This window comes from Microbacterium sp. K41, assembly GCF_004794395.1.
In the GTDB taxonomy this organism is placed as follows: domain Bacteria; phylum Actinomycetota; class Actinomycetes; order Actinomycetales; family Microbacteriaceae; genus Microbacterium; species Microbacterium sufflavum.
In genome coordinates, this window is sequence record NZ_SSDO01000177.1 from 1 (window position 1) to 10,518 (window position 10,518).

12 protein-coding genes are annotated in these 10,518 nt (G+C 72.1%); 2 read left to right on the forward strand and 10 right to left on the reverse strand.

What is annotated here, in order from left to right; translation table 11 throughout:
* From DW309_RS04825 to DW309_RS04840, 3 genes are all read right to left on the reverse strand, one after another.
* Positions 1 to 746, reverse strand: a 746-nt coding sequence (locus DW309_RS04825) for a YhgE/Pip family protein (protein ID WP_205812627.1), incomplete at its 3' end; no start/stop codon positions are given.
* Positions 743 to 1,558: a hypothetical protein gene (locus DW309_RS04835; protein ID WP_205812628.1), complete on the reverse strand. Its 816-nt coding sequence runs from the start codon at positions 1,556 to 1,558 to the stop codon at positions 743 to 745. The genes DW309_RS04825 and DW309_RS04835, both read right to left, overlap by 4 nt.
* Entirely contained in the window at positions 1,555 to 2,181 is a 627-nt protein-coding gene (locus DW309_RS04840) for a TetR/AcrR family transcriptional regulator (protein ID WP_136044720.1), read from the reverse strand. Before DW309_RS04840 ends, DW309_RS04835 begins: the two co-directional genes overlap by 4 nt.
* Before the next feature lie 256 nt (positions 2,182 to 2,437).
* On the opposite strand from DW309_RS04840, the gene DW309_RS04845 reads away from it, so the two are divergent.
* On the forward strand, positions 2,438 to 3,097 hold the full coding sequence (locus DW309_RS04845; RefSeq protein ID WP_136044721.1) for a GntR family transcriptional regulator: 660 nt from the start codon (positions 2,438 to 2,440) through the stop codon (positions 3,095 to 3,097).
* Between the two features lie 49 nt (positions 3,098 to 3,146).
* Here DW309_RS04845 and argG read toward each other — a convergent pair whose 3' ends face one another.
* Positions 3,147 to 4,592, reverse strand: coding sequence for an argininosuccinate synthase (gene argG, locus DW309_RS04850; RefSeq protein WP_136029641.1), 1,446 nt, complete (start codon positions 4,590 to 4,592; stop codon positions 3,147 to 3,149).
* A 209-nt stretch (positions 4,593 to 4,801) separates the two neighbouring features.
* Here argG and DW309_RS04855 point away from each other — a divergent pair, with 209 nt between their 5' ends.
* Positions 4,802 to 5,509, forward strand: coding sequence for a ZIP family metal transporter (locus DW309_RS04855; protein ID WP_136044722.1), 708 nt, complete (start codon positions 4,802 to 4,804; stop codon positions 5,507 to 5,509).
* A 7-nt stretch (positions 5,510 to 5,516) separates the two neighbouring features.
* On the opposite strand, the gene DW309_RS04860 is transcribed toward DW309_RS04855, so the two are convergent.
* The 6 genes from DW309_RS04860 to DW309_RS04885 all read right to left on the reverse strand — a co-directional run.
* Positions 5,517 to 5,924, reverse strand: coding sequence for a pyridoxamine 5'-phosphate oxidase family protein (locus tag DW309_RS04860; protein ID WP_136029637.1), 408 nt, complete (start codon positions 5,922 to 5,924; stop codon positions 5,517 to 5,519).
* A 104-nt stretch (positions 5,925 to 6,028) separates the two neighbouring features.
* On the reverse strand, positions 6,029 to 6,727 hold the full coding sequence (locus DW309_RS04865) for a phosphotransferase family protein (RefSeq protein ID WP_136044723.1): 699 nt from the start codon (positions 6,725 to 6,727) through the stop codon (positions 6,029 to 6,031).
* A gap of 74 nt (positions 6,728 to 6,801) precedes the next feature.
* On the reverse strand, positions 6,802 to 7,902 hold the full coding sequence (locus DW309_RS04870) for a hypothetical protein (protein ID WP_136044724.1): 1,101 nt from the start codon (positions 7,900 to 7,902) through the stop codon (positions 6,802 to 6,804).
* Entirely contained in the window at positions 7,896 to 8,651 is a 756-nt protein-coding gene (locus DW309_RS04875) for a hypothetical protein (protein ID WP_136044725.1), read from the reverse strand. The genes DW309_RS04870 and DW309_RS04875 overlap by 7 nt, the downstream gene beginning before the upstream one ends.
* Positions 8,648 to 9,718 (reverse strand): VWA domain-containing protein, encoded by a 1,071-nt coding sequence (locus tag DW309_RS04880; RefSeq protein ID WP_136044726.1) that lies wholly within the window; start codon positions 9,716 to 9,718, stop codon positions 8,648 to 8,650. The genes DW309_RS04875 and DW309_RS04880 overlap by 4 nt, the downstream gene beginning before the upstream one ends.
* Positions 9,715 to 10,518 (reverse strand): VWA domain-containing protein (locus DW309_RS04885; RefSeq protein ID WP_136044727.1); only part of this gene is annotated, 804 nt, incomplete at its 5' end. The genes DW309_RS04885 and DW309_RS04880, both read right to left, overlap by 4 nt.

The following is a 10,518-nucleotide window of genomic DNA, read 5'->3' on the forward strand; positions in this document are numbered from 1 at the left end:
AGCTGACGGTTGCCCGCGCTCACCTGCTGCGCGCCGTTCGCGAGGGTCTGGGCGCCGCTCGCGAGCTGCGCCGTGCCGTCGGCGAGCTGGGCGGTGCCGTCGGCGAGGGCGGAGCTGCCCGACGCGGCGGTTCCGGCGCCGTCGGCGAGCTGGCTCGCGCCGTCGGTCGCCGACACGAGGCTGTCGCGGATGTCGCTCAGCCCGGTGAGCAGCCGTTCGGCGGCCTCGCTGCCGACCATCTCGGCGACGGAGCTGCGGATCTTCTCGACCGCCTGCGTGCCCATGGAGGAAGCGAGGTAGTTGTTGGCGTCGTTGGTCTCCAGCTCGATGCGCGCCTGGTGCGGGTCGGTGCCCGCGGCCGAGGTGAGGGCGGCGGAGAAGTCCGACGGGATAGTGACGGTGAAGTCGACCGTGCCGTGGCGCAGTGCGTCGGCGGCCTCGTCGGCGGTCATCCGCTGCCAGTCGAACGCGTTGCCGTCGAGGAGGTTCTCGGCCACCTCATCGCCGTAGTTCACGGTCTCGCCGGTCGCGGGCTCCGTGCCCGTCGTGGGGGCGGGGGCGCCCTCGTCGTCGACCACGAGGGCCACGGGCACCTCGGGGAACTTGGCGTACGGGTCCTGGTTGGCCCACAGGTACAGGCCGCCGTAGAGGATGGGCACGCAGACCAGGGCGACCAGGGCGAGGATGCCCATCCGGCTGGCGGTGAGACGCCGGAGCTCGGCGGCGATCATGGACGGGACCTTCATCGCGCGTCTCCTCTCTCTTCGGCCTCGGGTTCGGGTGCGGGCGCGGGCGCCGGCTCGGACGGGGGCGCGGGTGCGTGCTCGGGCTCGGGTGCGGCCTCGAGCTCAGGTTCGGCCTCGGGTTCGGCCTCGGGTTCGGGTGCTGGCTCGGCCTCGGGTGCGGGGTCGGGTGCGGCGAGGACCAGCGGCTCGACGGGGCCGGAGGCGTTGACGGCGTCGAGCTCGTGCATGCGCTCGAGGGCCACGGCGGCTGAGCCCCCGACGATCACGAGCATCGCGTAGCCGCGGTCGGCGAACTCGCCCGCGATGCGCCACCAGCCGTCCGGGCTTCCGCCGTGGCGGTCGGGGGCGACGAGCACGATGCCCTCCACACCGCGCCGCAGGACTGCGAGCTCGCACAGCAGGCGCACGCGCGCGGCAGGGTCGATGTTCCCGATGGGGACCGACGCGAGCTCCTCGAACCCGAGTCGCGCGAGCCAGCGCCGCGCGTGCAGCGGGGTAGCACCGGCCCCGGCGAACATCAGCTCCTCGCCCACGACCCCCGCGAGCGTGATGTCGGGGTGGGGGTCGCTGACGTCGGGGGCGTCGACGAGGGCGACGCGGTGGCGCAGGTCTTTGGCGTCGCTCGCTCCGTCGATGCTCACCCGCCCGCTGTCGGGGCGCATGCGCCCGCTCGCGATGAGGCCGAGCACGGTGGGCCGTTGCTCGGTCTCGGCGAGGGCGTAGCGCACGGCCCCCGTGTGGAACTCCAGACTCGTGACCGGGAGCGCCTGGCCGTTGCGGCCCTTGCTCACCTCGTGCAGGGCGATTCTCATGCGCGGACCTCCTGCCCGGTCGCGGCGAGCTCCGGGTGGTCGGAGAGCAGCTCGTCGACCTCACGCCACGACAGCCCGGCGATGCTCAGGACCGCGCGCACGGCGAGGTCGCCCGTGGCGGGGTCGGCGGCCTCGGTGCGCGAGACGACGGTGCGGGCGATCTCTTCGATGAGCCGCGCCAGCGTCGGTCCGCTCAGGTCGGTGCGGAAGCTGCCGGCGTCCTGCCCCGACCGCACCAGGGCCGCCAGGGTGTCGCGAAGGGGGGAGAGCGCCGCGGCCGTGTGGGTGACGTGCGCCTCGTCGAGGGCGAGGGCCGCGGCGACCTGCACGTGCACGGCCTCCCGCCACAGCAGGGAGGCGAGGCGGGCGAGGGCGAGACGGGGGTCGGCGTCGTCGACGGAGGCGGCGATGGCGTTGAAGCGCTGCGCGCCGCTGGAGACGAGTTCGCGGATCAGTGCCTCGCGGTCGTCGAAGTGGCCGTAGAGCGTGCGGCGCGACAGGCCGGCGCTGCGGGCGATGGCGTCGATCGAGGCGTGCGGGTCCAGGGCGAGGGCGGCGCGGGCGGCGGCGAGGATGCCGGCGCGGTTCTCCACGGCGTCGCGGCGGGGGGCACGGGTGGTCATGCATCCAGGATACTTTTCATGCACAAGGTTGTGCAAGATAGTATCTCGGATATTGGTCGCTACGGCCGCGCTGACATGTCGGTCCTTCCCATTTCAACTGTGTTATGTTACGCGTTGCGCTCGGGCGCGGATTCAGGGGGGCCCTGTGGATCGGAGCGAATCCGACGGCAGCGGTGTCCGAGGAGGCGGGGGGAACCGCCATGACGGAGAGGGGTGCGGTGTGCCTGGGATGGACAGTCCGCTGGAGCGGCGGACGATGAGGGACGACGTGTACGACCGATTGCGCGAAGCGATCGTGACGGGCGAGCTGCGACCGGGGGAGCGGCTGCGGGATCACGAGCTCGCCGACGCTCTCGGGACCTCGAAGACGCCCGTGCGGCATGCGCTCGACCGCCTTGCCGAGCTGGGCCTCGTGGACATGCAGCGCAATCGCTTCACCCGGGTCGCTCCGATCGACCTCGACGACGTGCGCGACGCGATCGCCCTGTTCGGCGACGTCTGGATCGGCTCGGTGCGACACGCCACCCCGGTCATGGGCGACGATGACGTGACCTATCTGTCGGAGCTGCTGGAGGACATGACGTCCGCCGTGGATGCGTCCGACGTCGCCGCGTTCAGCGCCGCCCTGCGCACGATCGCGGTGGCGTACGCGCGCATCGAGGGAAACGCCACGCGCTCGAACGTGATCGAGTTCCTCGGCCCGCAGATCCGTCGCTTCAGCGCGCAGGCGAGGGGCGACTTCGACTTCGCGGCACTCCGCTCGGCCACCGCCGGGATCGGTCTCGCCATGACGCAGCGCGACGCGGTCGGCACGCGCGCCGCTCTCATCACCCTGTTCGACACCGTGCTCCCGGCGGTCATCGACCGCGCCGAGGAGCGCAGCCGCCACGTGGACGTGCCGCCGGCCGACGCCTGACACGACGAAGGGGCGCTCCACGTGGAGCGCCCCTTCGCCGTGACCGTGCTCAGTCGGTGCCGGAGTCGAAGGCCGCGCGCTCCGATGCCGTGTCCACCGCATCGGCCAGCGTCTCGTCGGCCTCGGAGACCGAACCCTCGACGGCGCCCGTGATCTCGGCGGACTCGCCCGCGGTCACGCGACCGACGAGCTCGCCCGTGGCGCCGCCGACGAGGCCGAGTCCCGCGTACTGCTCGAGGCGTGCGCGCGAGTCGGCGATGTCGAGGTTGCGCATCGTGAGCTGACCGATGCGGTCGACCGGACCGAACGCGGCGTCGCCGACGCGCTCCATCGACAGCTTCTCCGGGCCGTACGACAGGTTCGGGGAGACCGTGTCGAGGATCGTCCAGTCGTCGCCGCGGCGCAGGCGGATCGTGACCGTGCCGGAGATCGTCGAGCCGACCCAGCGCTGGATGGACTCGCGCAGCATGAGCGACTGCGGCTCGAGCCAGCGGCCCTCGTACATGAGGCGGCCGAGGCGGCGGCCCTGCTCGTGGTAGGTCGCGAGGGTGTCCTCGTTGAGGATGCCGTTGACCAGGCGCTCGTACGCGATGAAGAGCAGCGCCATGGCCGGGGCCTCGTAGATGCCGCGCGACTTCGCCTCGATGATGCGGTTCTCGATCTGGTCGCTCATGCCCAGCCCGTGACGTCCGCCGATCGCGTTCGCCTCCATCACGAGCGCCACCGGGTCGGCGAACTCGACGCCGTTGATCGCGACGGGACGGCCGCCCTCGAACGTGACCGACACGTCCTCGGACTCGATCGCGACGGACGGGTCCCAGAACTTCACGCCCATGATCGGGTCGACGGTCTCCAGCGACACGTCCAGGTGCTCCAGCGTCTTCGCCTCGTGCGTCGCGCCCCAGATGTTCGCGTCGGTCGAGTACGCCTTCTCGGCGGAGTCGCGGTACGGGAAGTCGTGGGCGACGAGCCAGTCGCTCATCTCCTTGCGTCCGCCGAGCTCGGTCACGAAGTCGGCGTCGAGCCACGGCTTGTAGATGCGCAGTCGCGGGTTGGCCAGCAGGCCGTAGCGGTAGAACCGCTCGATGTCGTTGCCCTTGTAGGTGGAGCCGTCGCCCCAGATGTCGACGCCGTCCTCGCGCATCGCGCGCACCAGGAGCGTGCCCGTCACGGCGCGGCCCAGGGGCGTGGTGTTGAAGTAGGTCTTGCCGCCGGAGCGGATGTGGAACGCGCCGCACGACAGCGCGACGAAGCCCTCCTCGACCAGCGCGGTCTTGCAGTCGATCAGCCGGGAGGCCTCGGCGCCGTACTCCAGCGCGCGGCCGGGGATCGATGCGATGTCGTCTTCGTCGTACTGCCCCAGGTCGCCCGTGTAGGTGAACGGCACCGCACCCTTGTCGCGCATCCAGGCGACGGCGACGGAGGTGTCGAGTCCTCCGGAGAAGGCGATGCCGACGCGCTCGCCGACGGGCAGGGACTGGAGGACCTTGGACATGCCTTCCAGTCTATCGGCGGGCGGCGTGTCGCCTTTCCGTGCGTCAGATCAGGCGTACCTGCACACCGAGTGCCGCCCGCCAGTCCCAGCACCCGCCCGCGGGTGGCGTCGAGCGCATCGCCGTGCGCCGGGTTCTGGTCGTGGACGGCCACGCCGGGGCTTGGCGTCCGAAGTCCTCTTCCCGTGCCAGAGTGGGGCCGGAGGTGCGTATGGGTGGAGCGATCCTGTGGGGAGCCGTCGCCGCGGCGCCGCTGTTCGTCGGTGCGGTCCTGGCCCTGCTGCGCACCTGGCCGCCGCGCTGGCTCGGCATCGTGCTCGGCTTCGGCGCGGGCGCCCTCATGGCCTCCATCGCGTTCGAGCTGTGGGAGGAGGGGCTGGACCGCGGCGGACCGCTCCCTCTCGTGGCCGGTGTCGCGCTCGGCGCCCTCAGCTACTACGTCGCCGCCCGCATCCTCGACGCCCGCGCCGCCCGCACGAAGGGGCAAGCCGGGGGCGGGCAGCTCGCCGTCGGCGCTCTGCTGGACGGCATTCCCGAGCAGCTCGTGCTCGGCATCGGTCTGGCCTCGGGGGAGCCGGTGAGCATCGCGCTCGTGGTCGCCATCCTGGTGTCGAACCTGCCGGAGTCGATCGGGTCCGCCGCCGACCTGCTCGACGGCGGGATGGCGAAGTCGCGCGTGCTGCTGCTGTGGCTGGGGGTCGCGGTGGCGTGCGCCGCCGCCACGGTCGCCGGGTTCGCCCTCGCCAGTGTGACCGGCGACGTGTTCCGCTCCGGGACGAGCGGCTTCGCGGCCGGCGCGCTGCTGGTCATGCTCGTGGACTCGATGGTGCCCGAGGCGCAGTCCAAGGCCAAGGAGTCGACGGGGCTCGCGACCGTGCTCGGCTTCGCGCTCGCCGCGGGGCTCGCCTTCGCGTCCTGACGCGGGGTCAGACCTTCGGGGTGCGGCTGTCGCGCTGCACGCTGCGGCCCGACATCGTCTCGATGTGCAGCAGCAGGGCCAGGTCGCGGTCCTCTCCGGCCCACGGGTGCACGCGGGCCGAGATGCCGGCCGCATCCTCCTCGGGCGCGCGCGACAGGGTGCCGTGCATCAGCACGCTCCACGCCGTGGCGCCCAGCGGGTCGTGATAGTCGACCTCGAACGCGACCGCCGCCGGCACCGTCGTCACGGCGGCCAGCAGCCCCTCCGCCGAGGTGCGCAACAGGATGTCGCGGCCGGACAGGGCGTAGTTGACCGGGTGGATGTGCACGCGGCCGTCGTGCAGGAAGCCGATGCGGCCGACCGTGGTGGTGGTCAGCAGTTCGTAGGACTGATCGGGCTCGAGCTCTCGGATCATGCGGATGCTCCCTCCGTCTGGCGCCAGTGTAGCCAGCGGCCGGTGGATGTTCGAGGGCCCATCGCCCGGACCGGACGAGGCTCCTTCGTTCGGCCCGGCTTCGTTCAGCCCGGCCAGGCGCGCAACTCGGCCGTGAGCTGCGCGAAGTACTCGGGTGGACCGGCCTCGGCGAACCACAGCCAGAGCTCCGCGGCGTGGATCGGGAACCACGCCCGCACCGCCGCGGGGTCGGCGCCGTACCCCTCGATCAGCGCATCGGCCGAGCGGGGATCCTTGCGCGCGGCGCCCCATGCCGCGCGGGACAGCTCGCGCACCGGATCGCCCGCGTGCGCGGCCTCCCAGTCGACGACACCGGTGATGCGGCCGTCCGCCGCGAGCACGTTGCCGTCGGTCCAGTCCCCGTGGCAGAAGACGACGCCGGCCGAGGGCGGGATCGCCAGGGGAAGGGCAGGACCGTCTGCGGCGCGGTACCGGGCGATGATCGCGGCGTCGTCGGGCGCGGGCGGCAGGTCATCCGGGGCGACGAGGTCGTGCAGCCGCCGGAGGAGGACGGCCGACGCCCGCAGTGCGGCGAGCCGCGTGTCCGCATCACCCTCGTCCAGCCGGGCGCCGGGCAGCTCGGTCATCAGGATCACTCCGGCGCGCTCCTCCACGACCTGTGGCACCGGCAGCCCCGAATCCGCGAGGGCACGCAGCGCGCGCACCTCGGTGTCGTGACGCGCCGGGTCGGACAACCGCTTCTCGACCAGCCGGCGCCCGTCGCGCTCGACCAGTCGCACCGTCCCGACCGCACCCTGCCGCATCCCGCCATCCTCGCAGCACCCCGACGGAGCCGACCGGTGGCGGCGCGGATGCTGCTCGCCCTCGCCGGCTGAGGTCACTCGAAGCCGGGGTAGTCCTGCAGCTTCTCCTGGAACTCGGCACGGTCTGCCTCGCTCAGTACGGCGCTCGCGATCACCACGAGCTGCAGGCCCTCCAGTGGCTCGCCGGTGCGGGCGCTCTGCGCCTCCCGCGAGGTGCGGAAACCGCCGTCGACGTCGTTCGACAGGTCGTAGATGTTGGCGTAGAACCGCAGCGGATCCGGGTAGTTCTCGGTGTAGTACTCCCAGGTGGTCTGCGTGCGCGGGTCGTCGCTGCCGTAGAGCTTCGCGATCATCGACGGGTCGATGCCCGAGTTCGCCGGGTCGTTGAACGCGTACAGATCCCACAGCCCGTGGTCGAGCACGACCTCGTTCACCACGCGCATGACCTCGAGCTTGCGGTCGTAGTCCTGCACCGGCTCGTTCGTCGCCCACGCGGCCGTCGTGAACTCGTACAGCATCGACTCGCCGCCGTAGCCGTTGCGCTCAGGCCGCAGGTCTTCCGCGCCCACCTGCGTCCACGTGTAGCCGAACTCGTCCGTGAGCCGGGCGCGCACATCCGCGAACAGCTCGTCGGCCGTGGCCCGCACCTCCTCCAGCGACTGCTGCGACAGCGCCTGCTGGGGGTCGGTGCCCTTGATGCCCGGATACCCCTCCGCGTGCCGCTGCTCCGCGGTCTTCACGCCCTCGTAGTCGCCCGAGGCGGACGTGCGCAGGGCGCTCAGCGCGCCGACGGTCGCCACGTTCAGCAGCACCGTCACCACCAGGGCGATCGCGCCGAGCCGTCGTGCACCCGGGGAGAACAGCGCCGCGACCACGACGCCGAGCACCACCAGCTGCAGGGCGAGGAACGTGACCCCGTACAGGAGGTCGGTGCCGCCGCCGGCCAGCACCCCGAGCAGGGTCAGGGAGAACAGGATCGCCGCGACGAGGGCGATCCAGCCGAACGCGGAGCCCGGGGTGCGCTTCTCGTCGACCGGTGCCCCGGGCAGCGGCGGAGGTGTGAGGTCGGGCTGTCGCCGCTTGGCCCCCGCATACCCGCCGGGGGGAGGGACGGGCGGCGCACCCTCGGCCCCGCCCACGTAGCGGGCGCGCTGACGCTCGTTGTCGCTCACCATGGCTTGTCCGTTCCCGAGCCGCCCGGATCGTCGCCCTGCTGCTGGTCGCGCTCCTGCGTGCCCTGGTTGAGCTTGTCCTGGAGGTCTTGCAGCTTGTCGTCGGACGGCTGCGGCCGCTCCTCCTGCTCCTGCTCCTCAGGCTCCTGCGGCTGCTGCTCCTGTTCCTGCTCCTGCTGCTTCTGCTTGAGCCGGTCCTCCGCGCCGTCGAGGGTGTCGGACATGTCGCGCTGCGGGTCGGGCGACTGCTGCTGCGCCTCCTCGCTGCGGCACTCCTCCGGCGTCTCCACCGTGAGCGTGAGGGCCTCGCCGTAGAGCTCCGCGGCCGCGGCACCGTCGCCGTCCGCCCTGGCCGCATCGCCCATCCGCTCCACGACCAGCGCGAGGTTGATGCGCACCGCGCACACCTCCAGTCCGGTGGCGAGGTCGAGCGCCCGCTCCAGCTCCGCTCTGGCCGCCGGCAGCTCCTCCGCACCGGCGAGGGCGGTGCCGATGTTGTACGGCGCCTTGTACGGCTCGAACCAGTTCAGGAACTCCTGGCCGCGGGCGGCGGACTCCGACCCGGCGAAGTCGTCGACCACGTACGACGTGATCGACTGGTGCGCGAACGCGTACATGCTCAGGATCTTGCCCACCACGAGCAGTGCGGCGAGAGTGAGCGGCAGCGTGCCGATGGCCACCCAGCGGCGGATGCGGCGGCGGCGTCGGTGGGACCGCAGCAGCGCGGCGGCCGTGTCGTCGTGCGCGGTCATGCGCCGCCTCCGTCTCTCGCGGGTGCGGGGTCGACGGAGTCGCGACGGCGGGCGGGTGCGAGTCCCCGAAGCCGCGCGATGAGCGTGGTCGCCCGCAGCAGCTCGACCCCGAGGAGCGCGAGCAGCACGAGCGCCGCGATCCAGTACAGCTCTGTGACGTTGCCGACCTCGCCCGATTCGGCGTAGCTGGTCGTGGTCGACGGCGCCTCCGGCAGCACGGGCTCGGTGTCGGCGGTGCGGTGCTGGTACTCCACGCCCAGCTGCTCGGCCACGGTCTGCAGGTTCTGCTCGTCGATCACCGACAGCGCGTCCGAGCCCTCGTACTGGATGTACTCGCCCTCGCCGCCGCTCACGCCACCGCTCGTCACCCGCATCGGACCGCCCTCCGCGGTGCCGTAGCCGAACACCGCCCCCGCATCCGTGTACTTCGCGCTCTTGTCGAACGACTCGGGCGTGGTGCCCGTGGTCTGCTCGCCGTCGCCGAGGTAGAACACCATGCGCGACCGGTCCGGCGAGGCCTCGGCGGCGGAGCGCAGCGTGTCCTCCAGCAGCCCGGCGGCGACCCCGATCGAGCTGCCGCGCGACTGGCTGGTGACCTCGGGGCGCAGCACGTCGAGCGAACCGATCAGCGCGGTGGTGTCGGTGGTCAGCGGCATCCGCAGCTGGGCGGACGCGTCGGAGGTGATCATCGCGAACCGTGCCCCCGGGTACTGCGCGACCAGCTCGCGCACGTCGGCGCGCACCCCGTCGAGCCGCGGAGAGCCCTCGTCCCAGTCCTCTGCGACGATGCTGGCGGTGGTGTCGACCACCAGCACGACGTCGGTGTCGGTCGCGAGGGTCTGGGTCGCGCCGCCGGGGATGCCAGGGCGCAGCAGCATCGCGAAGCACGCGAGCACCATCAGCAGTCGCAGGGCCCACAGCGAGCGGTGCGCGGCGATCGCACGGCGGTCGGTCACGCGCTCGCCGCCGGCCCGGGGTGCGCGCACCAGCATCCACACCGCGGCGGCGGCCACGGCACCGCACAGCAGCACCACGAGGATCAGGGGGAGGACGGGCTGGAAGATCACAGTCGCACCCTCCACGCCAGCAGCACGAAGCCGAGCGCCACGACCGACAGCACCGCGATCCACAGGTTCGGGGCGTCGGTCCACACCACCTGCGCCTCACCGCGCAACGCCGTCGCGTCCTGCTCCTGCACCTGGTCGACGATGTCCGACACGGTCGTGGTGTCGCGCAGACCGAAGGCCGCGCCGCCGGTGGCCTCGGCGGCGGCGGTCAGCTCGGCGCTCACCCCGGCGTCCTTGCCCTCGACCGGGTTGATCGCGAAAACCCGCACGCCGTTCGACGCGGCGTACGCCGCCGCCTCCTGCAGCGTCACGATCGAGGCGCCGTTCACCTCGTTGTCCGTCGCGAAGATCACCGACCGCGACCGGTCGTCGTCGGGATGGTCGAAGCCCATCGCGCACGCCGCCAGACCGTCGCCGATCAGCGAGGCGCCGTCGCCGTTGAGGGTCCCGACCCAGTGCTCGGGGATGCGGTCGACGTAGTCGAAGCTCGACACCATGCTCGTCAGGTGCTCGCGGATGAAGTCGTAGTCGTCGGTCAGGGGGAAGATCTGCACGGGAGAGCTGTTGAAGATCGTCAGCCCGATGCGCTCGCCCTCGAAGCCGTCCAGCAGCTCCTCGAACACCGACAGCACCTCGACGTCGACCTCGCTCATCGACCCCGACACGTCGAGGCACAGCATGATGTCGCGGCTGCTGTTGACCGGCTGGATGGTCTGCGCGGCCATGGGCCTCGCGGCCACCACGCCGGCCGCGAGCGCCGCGACCGCGCCGAGCGCCAGGATCCCCGACAGCGCGAGCAC